Origin of the sequence: Acaryochloris marina S15 (genome assembly GCF_018336915.1) — a bacterium.
GTDB classification, from domain to species: Bacteria; Cyanobacteriota; Cyanobacteriia; order Thermosynechococcales; family Thermosynechococcaceae; genus Acaryochloris; species Acaryochloris marina_A.
Map to the genome: position 1 here is coordinate 109,025 of NZ_CP064926.1, position 16,385 is coordinate 125,409.

12 protein-coding genes and 1 pseudogene are annotated in these 16,385 nt (G+C 45.0%); 8 read left to right on the forward strand and 5 right to left on the reverse strand.

The window, feature by feature from the left end:
• Window positions 1-24 precede the first annotated feature (24 nt).
• Entirely contained in the window at window positions 25-4,263 is a 4,239-nt protein-coding gene (locus I1H34_RS30310) for a chemotaxis protein CheB (protein WP_212667014.1), read from the reverse strand.
• Window positions 4,264-4,985: 722 nt separating this feature from the next.
• Between I1H34_RS30310 and I1H34_RS30315 the strand changes: the two genes are divergently transcribed.
• Window positions 4,986-5,234 (forward strand): ATP-binding protein, encoded by a 249-nt coding sequence (locus I1H34_RS30315; RefSeq protein ID WP_212667015.1) that lies wholly within the window; start codon window positions 4,986-4,988, stop codon window positions 5,232-5,234.
• Here I1H34_RS30315 and I1H34_RS30320 read toward each other — a convergent pair.
• On the reverse strand, window positions 5,231-5,833 hold the full coding sequence (locus I1H34_RS30320; protein WP_212667016.1) for a sensor histidine kinase: 603 nt from the start codon (window positions 5,831-5,833) through the stop codon (window positions 5,231-5,233). The two genes, I1H34_RS30315 and I1H34_RS30320, sit on opposite strands and share 4 nt — an antisense overlap.
• A gap of 84 nt (window positions 5,834-5,917) precedes the next feature.
• Here I1H34_RS30320 and I1H34_RS30325 point away from each other — a divergent pair, with 84 nt between their 5' ends.
• A complete protein-coding gene (locus I1H34_RS30325) occupies window positions 5,918-7,426 on the forward strand; it encodes a hypothetical protein (protein ID WP_249370324.1) in 1,509 nt (502 codons plus the stop codon).
• Window positions 7,427-7,518: 92 nt separating this feature from the next.
• On the opposite strand, the pseudogene I1H34_RS32600 reads toward I1H34_RS30325, so the two are convergent.
• Window positions 7,519-7,677 (reverse strand): annotated as a pseudogene (locus I1H34_RS32600) (IS4-like element ISSysp3 family transposase); the annotation flags it as partial.
• A 315-nt stretch (window positions 7,678-7,992) separates the two neighbouring features.
• Between I1H34_RS32600 and I1H34_RS30330 the strand changes: the two are divergent.
• From I1H34_RS30330 to I1H34_RS30345, 4 genes are all read left to right on the forward strand, one after another.
• Window positions 7,993-8,448, forward strand: coding sequence for a hypothetical protein (locus I1H34_RS30330; RefSeq protein WP_212667017.1), 456 nt, complete (start codon window positions 7,993-7,995; stop codon window positions 8,446-8,448).
• 2 nt (window positions 8,449-8,450) lie between these two features.
• Window positions 8,451-8,711, forward strand: a complete 261-nt coding sequence (locus I1H34_RS30335; RefSeq protein ID WP_212667018.1) for a hypothetical protein — start codon at window positions 8,451-8,453, stop codon at window positions 8,709-8,711.
• 254 nt (window positions 8,712-8,965) lie between these two features.
• Window positions 8,966-9,163, forward strand: a complete 198-nt coding sequence (locus I1H34_RS30340) for a hypothetical protein (protein ID WP_212667019.1) — start codon at window positions 8,966-8,968, stop codon at window positions 9,161-9,163.
• A 48-nt stretch (window positions 9,164-9,211) separates the two neighbouring features.
• Window positions 9,212-10,297 (forward strand): IS630 family transposase, encoded by a 1,086-nt coding sequence (locus I1H34_RS30345; RefSeq protein WP_212662243.1) that lies wholly within the window; start codon window positions 9,212-9,214, stop codon window positions 10,295-10,297.
• Window positions 10,298-10,323: 26 nt separating this feature from the next.
• Here I1H34_RS30345 and I1H34_RS30350 read toward each other — a convergent pair whose 3' ends face one another.
• Both I1H34_RS30350 and I1H34_RS30355 read right to left on the reverse strand, forming a co-directional pair.
• On the reverse strand, window positions 10,324-13,722 hold the full coding sequence (locus I1H34_RS30350; protein ID WP_212667020.1) for an NACHT domain-containing protein: 3,399 nt from the start codon (window positions 13,720-13,722) through the stop codon (window positions 10,324-10,326).
• Window positions 13,723-13,932: 210 nt separating this feature from the next.
• On the reverse strand, window positions 13,933-14,136 hold the full coding sequence (locus tag I1H34_RS30355) for a hypothetical protein (RefSeq protein WP_212667021.1): 204 nt from the start codon (window positions 14,134-14,136) through the stop codon (window positions 13,933-13,935).
• Window positions 14,137-14,943: 807 nt separating this feature from the next.
• Between I1H34_RS30355 and I1H34_RS30360 the strand changes: the two genes are divergently transcribed.
• A complete protein-coding gene (locus tag I1H34_RS30360) occupies window positions 14,944-15,687 on the forward strand; it encodes a hypothetical protein (RefSeq protein WP_212667022.1) in 744 nt (247 codons plus the stop codon).
• Between the two features lie 107 nt (window positions 15,688-15,794).
• Entirely contained in the window at window positions 15,795-16,208 is a 414-nt protein-coding gene (locus tag I1H34_RS30365) for a hypothetical protein (protein WP_212667023.1), read from the forward strand.
• The last annotated feature ends 177 nt before the right edge of the window (window positions 16,209-16,385 follow it).

Genomic DNA, 16,385 nt, shown 5'->3' on the forward strand with positions numbered 1-16,385 from the left:
CATTTCCTATTGCGTGTTGTGAACTTATAGTGATGGCCGGATAGGGATTGCTACGAAAAAACAACTACCCTCCCCTAGGGTACTTTCTATCCAAATCTTGCCTCCATGTTCTTCGACAATATGCTTGCAGATAGATAGCCCTAATCCTGTTCCTTTTGTGAATTGGGTATTTGAGACATCAAGTTTACTAAATCGTTCAAAGATTTTCTCGAATTTATCCTGGGGAATGCCACGCCCTTGATCTTTAACAGTAAATAAGACTGTTGGGATCGATTCATTCACCTCATTGATGAGTTGTTGGTCTCCCTCACCCCGTTCGACATTCAACCAAATACTTCCTCCAGAAGAGGAAAATTTCAGAGCATTTTCGAGGAGATTATTAAAGACTTGAATCAACCGATCAGCATCGGCTTCTAGCTCTATACCTGGGTCTGAGATTTCAATATGGATTTGGGTTTTTCCCATCATCTGCTGGAGATTTTGATGGGCTAGCTGAGTAAGATCAGTTGTTTGCACTACCGTTCTCTTGAGGGCAAATCGACCAGACTCCAATCGTTCCATTTCCAAAATGTCATTCACTAAACGGACAAGATGTCGAGAGTTAGCAGCCGAGACATTCAGAAGCTTTCCTCCCTCTTCCGAGTGCAGAAGAGTAGGTTGTTGAGAGAGAAGTTGTAAACAGCCATGAATTCCTGCCAGAGGATTGCGCAGTTCATGACTGACTACTGCAAGAAACTCATCTTTAACCTGTTCAGCAGCTTTCCGGTCAGTAATATCTAAAACAGTCCCAAACAAGTGAGAGACCTGCTTGCTCTCATTTAATACGGGGCCACATTTGACATGTATATGCCTTTGAGCCCCCTGAGAGTGATCAAGTCTTAAATCTCTCTGAAACAGGAGACCGTTAGTGAGACTTTGTTGAATCGCCTCATCTAATATGATTTGATCCTCTGGATTTAATAAATTAATAAAATCTGCATATGCAGGAGGACCTTGGCTTAACTCACAACCAAAGATATGGAACATTCCTTCTGACCAGGTTAGAGTTTCAGTTGCTACCTCATAGTCCCAGTTGCCAATTCGAGCTATACGCTGGGCCTCTAACAGCTTGTTCTCACTGGAACGAAGTTTCTTCTCTGCATGTTGGCGTTCCAGGAGTTCTTGGCTCAGGTGGGTATTGGCCGCTTCGAGTTCAGTAGTCCGTTCTAAGACCCTACTTTCTAATTCTGCATTCACTTGCCGCAAAGCTGCATCTGCCTGATGTGCGATGAGAAAGCGGCCAATGCTTTGAGCCATTAGCTCGATCGTCTCTTTAGTATGGGTATCCTGACGGAGGTATCTGCTCTCCGTTGAGAAAAAATTGAGTGTTCCATAAATGGCTTTCCCACCTTCCAAATAAATCGGAGTGCCAATATATGAGGTTAAGGATACGGTCATATCCTCCTCAGTCATTTCGTCTGAACGAGTGTAGACTACCGTTCTTTTATCTTGCATGACCTTTATGCAGTGAGGGGTACACAATGAAAGAGTAGAGCTAGCAGCCAGATTAGGCAGCTTAGATTCACACGAAACTATTGTGTAAGTATCACCGTCCACTTGACTGATTACCCCTGTTGGATAATCTAAAAGCTCACAGCCTGTGTGCAGATAATCACTGAAGCGTTCTTCTAAACTGATGTAGTTTGTTGTTGCTAACCGATGGAGATGCTCAAGGTGATGACTGAATTCGGCTAGTTCTCCCTGGACCTGTTTGAGATCGTCAATATTCACAAAGGTGAGAACAACCCCATCCTTCACCTCATCCTCCCTTAGGTAGGGATTCACATACAACAGCAACTGTTCCCCGGTTTCTGGAATCACTACCTCCTTGCTCATCACGGAGGCATCTACGATCGCCTGCTTTAGATCATCTACGAGATGTGGATAATCAAGTTTATGGGTGAAATGGGCTAAGGGACGGCCCACATCAGCAGGTCTAATGTTGATGGCTCGGGTAGCAGCAGGGGTAAATTTGCGAATATTGAGGTCGTGGTCTAAGAATACGACCCCTATATTTGTGCTCCGAAGTAAGTTATCAATATCGTTATTGAGTTCGATTAACTCTTGAATCTTACTTTGATAACCTGAGTTCACCGTATACAGTTCTTCGTTAACTGACTGGAGTTCTTCGTTCGTACTTTGCAATTCCTCATTGGAAGCAAGCAATTCTTCATTGGTTGCCTGCTGTTCCTCATTTGTGGTCTCTAGTTCCTCAATCGTGACTTGCAAATTCTCGCGGGTTTGGTTAAGTTCATATTCCAATTCAGTAATTCTTTTCGTGGCTTCTGTATCTATTTCAAAATTGGTAACAGTTTGCACCACTACTGGGTTAGTCTCTACTTCAAATACAACAATTAAATAATCTTCAATTCCCGGTGTCGGGTCACCAATATTCACCCGCAGGTTGATTGTCCAGTCTTCTTCACCACGGGAGAGTTTGATGTTGGTGTACAGGACGGGCTCTTTATCCCGCTTGGCACGGTGAAGAGCAGTGCTCAGCGGCAACTTAAAGGCAGAGGGTACTAACTCTGTCACGTCTACCTTCACATCACCTAAGGGGAATTCCAATAGTTGATCGGGATCATGGAAAATGTGGAGAAGTTGATTGTCATAATCAACAAGAAAGCAGGTGAGGCGCTTCTGGGCAAAGCAAAATTGATAGACTTGACCGAGCAAGCGGTCAAACTGAGGTCGCCGTGATTTTAAACGGGTTGAGGCCGGAATCGCGGTCAGAATCCGATGCTGAGTTAATGGGGCTAAGGGAAGTTGTACGTCCCGACGTTTACGAAAAATCTTCCACTTCGCTTCTAAGGGAAGGAACTCACTAGCCAAGTCTCCCAATGTTTCGGAGTTCCCTAAAAATAAAGCCCCCTGAGGAGCTAGTGCAAAATGTAGTAACCGTAACACCTGTTGTTGCAGCTGGGGTTGCATATAAATCAAGACATTACGGCAGCTCACTAGATGCATCTTAGAAAAGCCAGCATTCTTAGTTAGATCATGGGGGGCAATGATGAGCATTTCCCGTAGTGCCCGTTTAACCTGGTAATGTTCTCCTTCATCGGTAAAATAACGGTCTAAGCGTTCTGAGGAGATGGAATTGGCAATACTTTTTGGATAAATACCACTGGAGGCTGTTTCTAGTGAATTTCGGTCTAGGTCTGTTGCGAAGATTTTCACATTGATAGGTTTTTCAGCCCGTTCTACAGCTTCATCTACTAATATGGCCATGGAATAGGCTTCTTCACCCGTCGCACAGGCTGAAATCCATATCCTCAGTTGTTGATGGATGGACAGCCCCTCGATCAGTTGGGGAAGTACTTGAGTTTCTAAATACTCCCATGCAGGAAGATCCCGGAAGAAGCGGGTTGCATTGATCAATAAATCCTGGCGCAACAGCTTCTGTTCTTCTTCTGAGGATTCAATCAGACGAATATAGTTTTCCAGATTGCTGCATCGGATGAGGGCACACCGATGAGTAATCCGACGACTGATCGTACTAATTTTGTAGTGGGAGAAGTCGATTTGCTCACGCTCTGCCAATATATCCAAGATCCGTTGGAGCTGGTTCGGGTCCACGAGGCCGGATTCTTCTGACGTATATCCGGGATAACTAGCTGAAAGACTGACGATGTCATAGACCACCTGAGCCAACTCCTGGGGTGAGAGAATCTCATCTACCAAACCAGAAGGGATTGCACTTGTGGGCATACTGGTAAACTGGGCCGTCTCCGGGGACTGGACAAGAGCGACACCACCCGCACGACTCACTTCCTGCAGCCCTTGGGTTCCATCACTACCCGTTCCTGACAGTAAAATGCAAATCGTTCGTTCTCCCCATTCGTGAGCGAGAGATTGGAAAAATTCGTTAATAGGATAATTCAGCGTATCAGGTTGTTTGCGCAGTCTTAGTTGTTGCTTTTTGAGACGGAGAGTCTTGCGTGGAGGAAGTACATAGACAGCATTTGGTCTCAAAAGCATACTGTCTTCAATGGAATGAACGGGTAAGTGAGTCCGCCGCTGTAATATTTCTGGCATCAGACTTTTAAAGTCTGGGGCCAGGTGTTGCACCACAACAAAGGCAGCTCCTGGATTTTCGGGTAAATGAGAGAAAAATGATTCTAATGCTTGTAAGCCCCCAGCGGAAGCCCCTATTGCCACTACAAAAAACTCATCTATCGAACGCTTAGGTTCTGGCTCCTTCTCTTTATTCTGGTGGCGGGACATAAAAGCACCTCTCTCTAGTTGATATAGATCAACTTGATGTCATCCAACTCGCAAAAACTAGTAAAGCTTTCTGTAAGTCCTTACAACAATTGAAAACCAAAAGCTTTCCCCCAAGAGTTCTTAGATTACTTGGGGAACGGAGGAAGTACTAAAGCTAGTGAGTACTAGATTATTTAAAGCGTTGGTAAATTCAAAAACAGACGAGCACTCTGATTTATTGCAATGAAATCCTAGAACTAATGAAGGAGTTTAATTTACATAAATTCAAACTATGTTGATATATAGTCATAATGATTTAATTTTCTTTTAATATTTAATGACAGCTTTATTGTAAAGTGACGCGCCTGGAAGGACAATGAAGATGAAACATTGATTTACAACCCCAAAGGTTGTCTTATCCCTAGTGCTCATAAGGCGGCTTCCATGAAACTTATTACCTTCACGTAAGATGTAGGGGTTTTGGTTTGGGGCGAGGGAGGCTATGACGCCTCGCCCCAAACCAAAACCCCATATAGTGATCTTGGAATCTATGCTCTGTGGAATAATTTATGTCGCGTTTCGCTCAACGCTCCGACATCCCAACCGTCCGTCTCATTGAGTTCGGCACAGAAAAATCAGAGGAGAGCAAGCCTGTATCTATTCCGCTTACTTTCCCATACAGAGAACATAGTCTCAAAACATTTCAGGACATGCGTTAGTGTTGCCATCCCTGAAGGCCTAGGATGCTGGAAACGGATGATCTGCTGTTTTCTCAGAGCAATACTCTAAATACTCTATTGATAGAGTATTTCAGTTATTCCAGCTCATGGCGATTAAATCGAGCCAGCAACGTAGGCAATATTTCAGAGACAGGATTAGGTTTGACGATAGCAAAATATTCTGTTGATTTGCATGGGGGTAAGATCCTACTCGCTAGTCAAGAAAAGGTTGGTACTGTCTTTACTGTGCGACTTCCAGTTAGGGGTATTTAACGGGATTGGGGAAAACAAATTTCAAATGACGTTCCAGTCTCTCGTTTAACAGTTATGGTACCTGAAATCTGTTTTGTTAAGGTGTTAACCATCCGTAAGCCCAAAGTTTGGGATCTTGCAAAGTTCAGGTTAGCGGGTAAACCAATACCGCTATCAGAAATTTTCAATGCCAACATCTGTTTTGCAGTTTGGGTCATGTGGATATCAATTTGTCCATCATGTTGCTGAGGAAATGCATATTTGAGAGAATTAGAGACTAACTCATTGATAATCAGACCACAAGGTACTGCAGTGTCGATTTCAAGGTAGATATTGGGGCTAAAAATGGTAATACGGATTTGGCTCACTTTAGAGCGGTAAGATCGCAAAAGGTTGTTCGTTAAGTCAGTGACATAAGTCTTAAAATTTATCTTTGACAAGCTTTCTGACTGGTACAAGTTCTCATGGACTAAAGCCATTGATTTAACACGATCCTGGCTTTCCTGCATAATTTCTGCAACTTGCAAATTAGTATTTGTCTGGCTTTGTAAATTAAGTAGACTACATATCACCTGTAAGTTATTTTTCACCCGGTGATGAATTTCTTGGGCACTGTTCATTTCAGGGTTACAGATCTAGTCCACAGTTGAGTGAAATCAAGACATTTTGAGATCTCGGGTATGGCGATCAGGGATACTCTTTCAATGTCGTCAACTTCTGCCCAACAAATCCTAAAGATGAATTCCTCTTCCTGTGTCGCCGCTACTCTTTCTCCTTGTGAGCGCCAGGAGTTAGCCCTTCAGGTTCTGACCAAGACTGAACCCGTCACCAACCTCGCAAAAGAACATCAAGTCAGTCGCAAGTTTCTCTACCAACAAAGCAACAAGGCAAATGATGCTTTGGAAGAAGCTTTCTCGCCATCTACGAATAATGACGATGAGGTGCTTTTCCATCTACCCGTCACGAAAGCTTGGCTGTTCCAACTGATCCTTTCCTTAGTGTTGATTTGCCACAGTTCCTTTCGCGGTGTCGTCGAATTGCTGCGCGATCTTTTTGATTTTCCAACGTGTGTCGGCACGATCCACAACCGGCTTACAGTTGCCTCACAATCAGCTATCAAGGTCAATCAATCCCAAGACCTATCTGCCATAGAGGTGGGTCTGCTCGATGAGATCTTTCATGGCTCAAAACCAGTTCTAGTCGGCATTGATGCCGCTTCCACCTATTGCTATCTCCTTGAAGCTGCAGATCACCGAGATGCGGATACCTGGGGCTATCATCTACTCAATGCTGCAGAGCAAGGACTCGACCCAACACACACCATTGCCGATGCTGGCTCAGGCTTACGGGCTGGACAAAAAGAAGCCTTTGGAGACAAGCCTTGTCATGGTGATGTATTCCACATCCAGCACCAGTGCCAAACCCTGGCTAACAGCCTCAATCGAAAAGCAATGGGGGCTCAGTCTCGACGCCAAGAGCTAGAAGCCAAGATGGCAGAGGCTAAGCAACAAGGGCAATGGCATCCCCTCTGTGTCCGTTTGGGAAAAGCGAGAACCCAAGAGAAGCAATCAGTGCAATTGGCAAAAGACATTAAGACCCTGATAGAGTGGCTCAATCATGATGTCCTCCAACTGGCCGGTCCCTGTCATTCAGAACGGCTAGAACTCTATGACTTCATCGTTGCAGAACTTCAGCAACGTGAGCATCTCGGAGGTAAGCAGATTCGAGTCTTACGCAAAGCATTGAAGAATCAACGGGACGATCTGTTGGCCTTTGCCAAGGTGTTTGATGACAAGCTGGCTGAGATTGCCCAGCAATTCGAGACACCTCTATTTCTCGTCAGGCAGATGGTGCGCTTTTTCCGGAAACAGGCGACCTCCGAAGCGTACTGGAGGAGCTGGGGCGATCTGCATCAGATGCTGAACTGGAAGTTCTTTCAACTCCATGGGGCGATCCAGAATGCGATGAAACAGACACCTAGGGCGAGTTCTTTGGTTGAGAATCTCAACTCCAGGCTGCGCAGCTATTTCACGCTTCGCAAACATCTTGGAACACCCTATTTGGGACTGCTTCAATTCTTTCTCAACCACCGACAATTCATGAGTAGTGGTTGTGAAGAGAGAAAAAGAAAAAGTCCTAGAGAAGTGATGACAGGAGAGAAGCATCCTCACTGGCTAGAACTGCTGGGATTCAAACTCTTCAAAAGAGCTTAGCAAAAGGAATAAATCCTGGACTGGTCATTTCTAGAGATGGCCTGTTTTGTCGTGCTAGTGTTACCCATTTTTGGCCATTTCTGAACAAAGCCAACGTGTCGTCCTTTGACTTGTTGCTGGCAGTGGTCACAGAGGCTTTTGACCAACTCAGATATGGACACGTTTTCATTCTCTAAGAAGCGATAGAAGCCCACTTGCTCTGCGCGACCTTGGCTGATTTGACGGATGCTTACGCTCTGATGGTGATGAATGGCATCGAATAATGAAGCCCCCTTTTGAGCAAACGAAGGTCGCCAAAGGTAGTTCCATTAATCAGTTCTTCGTGCACCAAAATAGGATTTTCCATATCTATGAGGATGCTCTATACGACTTCACTACAGTCTAATTCAGACTTGTGTGTACACCGTAGGCACAGCCCACCCGTCTAGAAGTGGAAAGGGCGGTCAAGAGCATTGTAAGAGCTGGTTCTGTCGTGATTGGGACACATCGCACACCTGACCCTGGTCATGGACTCGCCGCATATCTGAACTGGAAATACCCTGCCGCCGATCAGTTGGAGCTAAGCCATGCAAGCTAGAAACGTCCTTCCCATCAACCGCTCATCCACTCAAGTCGCTGTACCACCTCAGCCCCAGGCTAATACCCCTAGGGCATTTCGCCGACCGCTAGAGGAAATCCTAGAGGATTTGAGGCGTCCCATTCCAGAGCGGTTCATCAAGACTAAATCCAAAAAAGGAGTAGCCCTGAAGTTCGTCAGTTGGTACGACATCGTTCGCATTCTAGAGGCCAGGGCACCAGGCTTTGAATACGACTGCTCACCCCACTTTGGCGATGGGAAAACCGTAGTGAAGGCAACGATAACGATTCATGGCGAGGACGGTAGCCTTTCCCGATCAGCTCTGGGGATTGCCGACAGTGACATTGAAAACTGGGGTGATGCAACGAGCAATGCTAGCTCAATGGCACTTCGGCGGGCTGCGGCTGAATTTGGTCTGGGGCTGCATTTGTATTGGGAGAAATAAAAGTGAAGCAATATTATTACCACTCAGATAATCCACTGAAAGAAGCGATCGCTGCCCTAACAGACTCAGAACCACCCAGCTTTTTGGATGGAATTCACTACACCCGGCAACTGAATGACTCACAGCTCGTAGCGCTACAGGATTGGTGCTGCATGAATACCCGCATCCCCTGGGCAACTGGCGAATCGGTCCTAGATGCTGCCGATCTGATCGTGGATCGGGCGGTAGAGAACTGCAATATCCATCCGCTATCTGCGAAATAGATATGCAAACCACAACGAACCCCCGTCCCTTCCTGAAGTGGGCGGGTGGAAAGCAAAAGCTAATTCGTGACCTTGGGCCGATGGTGCCGAACTTCTCAGGGAAAAACTTTGAGCCATTCTTAGTTAGTGGAGCAATGTTCTTTCAGGGAAAACTTCATTAAGCAGTTTTATGGTATTCAGGCAGGATCCCTTTCAAAGGATTTTGGGCTAATCGTTCTTTATGGCAACCATATCTCAAAAGCAAGGTGCAGGTGATGATGATGCCTAGCCAAATAAGCGCAATATTGGGCCATGAAAAACCAATGAATCTGTGGATAAATAAGGTTGAGAAGCAAACAACAACCGGTGATGCACAAAAGAAGGGGGCTGCTAATATTGCTATAGATCTTCAGAAAAGCATCCGTGGTTTTAGCGACACTACATCTTCATTAAATATAGTAACTAGCTCCTGATACTCTTAGCTCTGGCAAGGATTTCAAGATTATCAGAGGTCATCCAGTATGCTCGCACAATTCAAACTGCGCTTTACCCAATCAACACGCAAAAAGATTGAAGCTAAACTGCGCCAGGCATACGGGAGTCAGAATTTACGTCTGGTCAAACGTATTAGTGCTTTATTGCAGCTTGGTCAAGGTGGTTCAGTGGCACAGGTAGCTGAAACATTGGCACTAGGCGAACAAACGATCAGGGATTATCTGCATGCATTTCTAAAACGAGGTATCGCTAGCTTTAGATACAAAGCGTCTCAAGGACGTCGCAGCAAACTCACTCCACGGCAACGACAACAGCTCAAGTCATGGATTAAAGCAGGTCCGCTCAAAGCTGGATACGAGTGTGGTTGTTGGAGTGCATTAATGGTTCAAGACCTGATTGCGAAACGCTTCAATGTTTCCTATCATCCCCATTATGTGAGTACTCTACTGAGGAACTTAGGCTTTTCATTTCAAAGAGCACGGTTTGTTGCAGCTCATCTCAATGAAGCCAAGCGACAAGAATGGATGACACACAAATGGCCTGAGATTTTGCGTTTATCAGCAGCCAAAGATGCCCTAATTTTATTTGGGGATGAGGCCAGTTTTGCGCAGTGGGGGTCGTTAAGCTACACCTGGAGTCTTCGTGGAGACCAGCCAACATTGCCCACCAGTGGTAAACGGAAGGCTTACAAGGTGTTTGGATTAATTGATTATCATTCTGGTCAGTTCTTCTATCAAGGTCAGACGGGACGCTTCAATTCTGAAGGGTATACTGCTTTTCTAACTCAAGTACTCCAGCAGACTCACAAGCATATTATTCTCATTCAGGACGGGGCTAGATATCACACCAGTAAAGCAACTAAGCAGTTCTTTGACCAGCAATCCGCTCGCCTTACTCCTTTCCAATTACCCACATATTCTCCTGACTTCAACCCAATTGAATTCTTGTGGAAGAAACTCAAAAAACGCAGCACACACCTACGGTTCTTCAAGCAATTTGATGACTTAGTTCAGCAGGTCGATGAGGGGCTACTGTACTTTAGTCAGACTCCCAATGAAATTACTGTCTTAATGGGCAAATATTGCAAAACCTTGGGTACACAAGCTGCCTAGCTAATCACGGATCTTTATCTGTAGATCTATAGACATCGGCCAAATTTTGATTTGGTTGTCTGTTTAACCCAGAAACCAATACCAGCGCCAGCGACACCGCCAACGACACCGCCAGCGATAGCGACACCGCCAACGACACCACCAACGTCAGCGACAGTGTCAGCGCCAACAACAGCGCCAAAGACAACGAGAAAGACAGGGACGGAGACAACGCTAACGACAGCGCTAACGATAGTGTCAGCGTTAGCACCAGCGAAAACGCCAGCGACAGCAACAGCGCCAGCGAAAACGCTAGCGATAGCGACAGCGCCAACAACAGCGCCAACAACAGCGTCTACGCCAGCACTAGCGACACCACCAACGACACCGCCAGCGACAGTGACAACGACAGCACATCCGAGGTTTTCAGCATTAGTTATGGTGTCAAATATTGCTTGGGCTCCATTCCACACAATCTGACTTCGTAAGAAGCGCCCGTATTCTCTGCAAAATGAGATAGGTCCCAATAGGCCCAGACTAATAAATAAATTAGGTTCAAAAGGTTCTTCTGTACCGCTCAGAATGGCCAGCCAAGCAACAGGAACAATGAAGAAGGCAGATAAAGTCGAGGTCCCCCTAATCAAAAGTTCTGACGAATGAATGGAATTTTCAAAGGCTCCGATCAAGGTGAATACGGACAGTAAAACCGCGATAGATACTACCAATTGGTAGTGCCAACTGGCTCTAAGATCGTAGGTCATCGTTGTATAGAGATTTTGCCAATCATTTTTTGTGGGGGAGCGATTTACACTCAAACGGTAGAGTACATCAAGCTGCATTCTTAATGGAAGTGTTTTTAGTAAGGTTTCCCATTGGAGGCTTTGAGGTTGTTGTTTCAAAGCTTCTCTAATGAGTTGGGGGCTTTTTGTCTCTAATTGTGTCCCTTGCCTGGTGTTTTCTAGTATTGCCTGAGCTGTGTCTATCCAATCCTTAGAAGGTTTACATAAAGACTGATTGGTTAAAAGACAAATTGGCAAAACAATTCGAGGATCTAGGTCAGGCAAATCAATTTGATTCAAATGTTGGGTTTGAATTCCTTGGACGAGCTGATCCGTGATTTGCTCGGCTATGACAGAGATAGCGCTCTTCTTTACTTCATCAAACGGGTTCCAAATCCCCTGCCAGGTTTGACTAGAACTGGGTAACTTCTTTTTAGGAAAGTTTGCTAAATCTTTTTCTATGTCTACTTCTGGAAGTAGGGCTGATAACTGAACAGCAGCATGGAACGCTATAGCCTCACGATTGTCCCAAAGTAAGGGTACTAAAGTTCTACTCGCAAACGGTGTGCCGATTTCTCCTAAATTCGTAATCGCAGAGGTATCTCCCCCTTCTGCAATAACTTGGAGCTTAGGTACTGCTACATCACCCATACGCACAAGCTGTGTTTGTATGTCCGTCAGTTGTAAATAATGGTCAGCTAAAACCTGTGCTGCTTTTGGGACATTGGTTGCTGCTAGTGCCTGTGCTGCATAAGTAGTAGACCTATTTCCCCTAGACAGAGTTAGGACCAGAAAATCGAAAATATCTTTACCTCTGGGACGCTGATCAGCAGCGACAGCTCCAAAAGCCTTAATTATGCTGTCTGAACTGACAGTATCTAAACCAAGATACTCTCTGATTGAACGGTTGCTACGTAACCAGTTTTTGAAGTGATCTATGATGTCCGTCGCTAGCTTTGGCTCGATCTTTTGAGTATCGGCCAAACAACTGAAAGCTGTTACGTCGTCTTTTTTGTAAACAGCTCGAATTAGTCTAGTACTATCCCCTGCCAGTCCGCACCAGAGCTTAACTGTTTCTCGCCATACATCTGGATCTTTGCTAAAGTGCTTAATCAAACTCTCCACATCGTCAATTAACTGAGTAGCAGCAAAGAATTCTTGCAAGGTTAGATGGGTAAATTGATAGCCTTCCCCGCCATCAATTGGCATCAATAAACCACTGCGTTCACAAATCTCCTCCAAAATAGGATCTAAATCATCCTCTGCCTTCAAATTTAGACCAGGTAAAATGGATGCCACTTGTTCATTCACAGTGAGCCAAGTGAGATTACGGCGATCTCGTTGCTTCCCCTTCGTTTGGTCTTGGGCATACAAAGCCAAATGTCGTAAAACTAATTTTTTATCTCTTCCTTTGTAACGGTTAGGTGTCTGACAAGCTTGGTCCCATACCTCTAGCAAAATATCAGTGGCCTTTTGATAGAACTCAGCCCGTGAGTGGGGTAACACAAAAGCGGTATCGGTAAATAGATAAGCAATAATGGTCAACATCAATGGATTACGAGCCAACTCCATAATCCGAGGCCGATCCTGCAAAGTTTTTAATAACTGCTCCACGGATTTATCATCACTCTGGTCTTGCTCCCAGGGGCGCATAAATTTCCGAATTTGTTGGTCGTCAAATTCTACTACTTCCACCGTCTGATCGACCTGGGTATTAAACTCTCTTTTGTAAACCTGTGTGCGACAGGTAATCGCTAACCGACACTGATCATATTGGCTGATAAAATCTTGCAAACGGCGAACAACGTTGGGACGATCCGCACTGTTCACTTCATCCAGGCCGTCAAAGAGTAGCATAATCATGCCCTGCTTCAGTCCTTGGAAAACAAAGTTTGTCCCATTGGGAAAGTCGTCTCGCTCCAGAGCCTTAACTAGCTGTTGCTCAATAGTGAGTTTGGTATTACTTAATCTATTTAACTCCAAGATGATGACTACGGGCTGTTGAGGAATATCCCAAGGTCCGTTGGCATAGCTCAAGGCTAAAGATCTTAGCAGCATTGTTTTGCCAGATCCTGGCTGGCCCACAATCATCAATCTCTTAAAGTTTTTGACTGCCCGTTTTGCATCAATCGGTTCTCCCTGCTCCAGAAGCTGCAACGGTACATATACCTCCGCCATTTTCAAAGGGCGATTAGGTCTAAACGGAATTTTTAGCTCTTGGTATTTGTTGCTTAATGCTTTACGGTATTGCTCTAATGCAAAATTTCTAAGTAGTTTAGTACCAGAAAATCGCTTGTAAATGTTGTCTATAATGCCTTGACTAGCTTGATTCCCTTTCTTGATGATTGCGTCTCTAAACCAAGTTAAAATCCCTATAGCGATTGCAACTGATAAATTGAAGGGTGTCCACTGCTGCCAAGGCTTAGTCTTGTTAAGACTGGCTATTTTTTCTATGTAAAAACTCTGAACTATAATTTCGTTCAGGTGTGCTTTTAGTGCCTCGTCTCTATACTCATCTAATGCTAGTTCTAAACCCTTATCAACTTTGAGCTGTGCTTGATAGTGGAGTGTAGCAGTTTCCTCAATTTTTTTAATAACGCTGATTTGTTCTAAAGAATACTGCTGCGCAAGGCTAGGGCTTGTTGACAGTAAAGTCACAAACATCATGGTTAAGAATGCCAGACTCAAGCGCTGCCACTGTTTCAGTCCAAATCTACCTAACCACTTTAATTTGCTCATTTGGTCAATTCAGAAAAACTACGATTTTTCAGCAAATGTAAGAAAGCTTCCAATAGGCAACTTTTTTCCAATTATCTATCAACAAGATGCTTTGATTTTACGTAAATTTAAATGATAGAAGTTCATACACTTTGAAAACTACTCAATCCAACCGTTCTCCCTGGCGTATTTCTCGACAGCCTCTCGGTAGAAGTCTGATGCATTGTCCGTGTTTGCCTTCACAATGTCTCGAAGCTTTGGAGACATCCGAAAGCCCACATAAACCAACGCTTCCTCACCCATCGGCTTGAAAGACTGTTCTCGGAACGCGGGGGATAGAGGTTTTGTCTTGTGTCCACTCATAGGCTTATCCTTTGTTAAACATAGGATTATTAGAAATCCTAGCACACTAGCTTTTGCTTATAGATCCCCTTTCAAAGATCAGCTATTATGATTGATAATCGCTTGTTAAACATAGGAAAATCAATTACATTAGATACATAAGCAAAGAGGACATCACTTCAACCTCTAGCTACCGCACCTTACAACTGAATTAGCCCAGCGCTGGGGGATAAACCAGTTTCCGGTCAGACGAGCCAGGGAATCGTCAGAAAGCATTAAACCGCTTTCAACCGTCTAACGGGGCTAGTCATCTGCGAGTGATGCTAGAGAACGCTGAGATGGATTCTCAATCACTAGTGAAGGTTTCTAGATGGCTCTCTACTGCCATTTAACCGGGTTCGATTCCCGATACTAGTTTTAACCACTTTTACGAGTGGGTTGCAGTTCTGCTGCAATGTCCGATCCAACTGGGTAAAGCCAGGGCACAGTTATTGATACTGCGTTGACCACAAAATCCAAGATTGTTCTAGACCGATTTTGGTCTTTCTCTTCAGGGCGTTCTAGAAGCTCTGCAAGGGATTGGCAAACCTCTACACATTTATTGCCTATAACCCAAACTTAAAAACTGAATAGGGACTTAGCCGATCCCACCGCCTGAAGGCTCGCCCGACTAACCAAGTGTCGATTTTATTGTCCCTGAAATGGTGTAACCCGGTTCACAACGGGCGTGGGACTTTGCTTTTGCACTAGTTGCCTCAATCTACTGCAATTGGCTCGATGATTCCTCCGGGAATTGCTAGCAACTACCTTAAAATTGAGGATTTCTTTATGTCTAACTCCACAAAGCGCTCCAGCCGATTGGTCAAGAAGTCTCAGCTCATAGACCCTAAGACTTTGCCTGCTAAGACTCCAACAGAAGCCGTTAAGCCCACTGTTATCAATGATTTCGGTGAAGGTTTGATGAACTTCCGAAGAGACGAGGCAGCAAAGAATCTTGGGGAAGGGGCTGGAAACTTGGTCAAGTCTGCTGTAACTGGCGTCAGTAACAATGGAATTTGGATGGTAGAACATGCTGTTGCAGATACCGCCTTTTTCCTCTCAAATGCTGCTGAGCTGATTACACGCAAGACTCGGAATGCTGGCCTAGTCGCTGGTGAAGCTGCTAAGGACAAAGAAAGAGAAGTTATCCAAGGTTTGACAGCCAAGGCTTATGCCGCTGGCTCTGAGGTATCGCACCTCAGTAGTTCAGTAGGTTCCACGGTCGCCCAAAACTTCAAGGAAGGAATTTCAGAGATGAAGTCTGCCCAAGAAGAACGGCGCGAGGCCAAACTCCAACAGCGAATCGATGACGGCGAGGACGTTAGAAGCCTTGCTCAAAAGGTTCGTGATCGGATCAATGCCTACACCGGGGAAGTCCTACCCCAAGCTGTTATAGAAACTGAAGATAACGATACTCTTTCTTTACCTGAAGCAGTTGAACCTGTCATTGAGTCAGTAGTTGAGGCTGCGCCTGCAATTGAGGCCAGTACCAAACTGGGTAAACTTCTGATTTCAGAACACGCCAAAGCCTAACACCAAAATCCCCCCGGTCGATCCTTAATTGGATTGGCTGGGGGCTTTTTTTATTTTTCCTCGACAACGTAAACTGGCTCCAATGAACGCGCGTGAGAACTACAAAAATGCCCAAATCAAAACCCTCTATATCTTTAGAACAGCTCAACCGTTCAAATGGCTCAGTGTGGGGATGGATCTGTGTGCTACTGTTCGGTGGTGCATTGATGGTAGTAAGTAGTGTATGGGATACCCAAAATCAAGAGAAATTTCGCCAACTAGCTGAAGAAATTGAAGACAGAGGCGGCAAAGTTTTTGGTCAGACCCGGTTTAAGGAAGCACACTGGGGAGATGATCGAGTGATCATCTATATCGAAAACAACAGCAGCATTGAAGTTACCCAGACGGCGACCGAAGATTGCAAGCTTGTTGCTGACAACTGGCCTGACTGGAAGGATGTTCAGATTTCGTCGAGTATGACGACGGATGACGGACTCATTGAAGACCTGGGTAATTTTTGGTGCAAAGATCTGGTTTCTTAGCTGGACGACAAAGAGCGTTTTTGTAGCAGTGGAGTTCTAAAGATGCAGTGCCAGGGAAGCGTTTAAGGGGTTACCAGGCTCATGATTCTTTGCTTCGTTCAAATCTCCAGCCCATCATTTTTGTCTTCGGAATTTTGTACTTTAATTCGAGTCTGAGCCTTTGGGGTTTTTGACCGT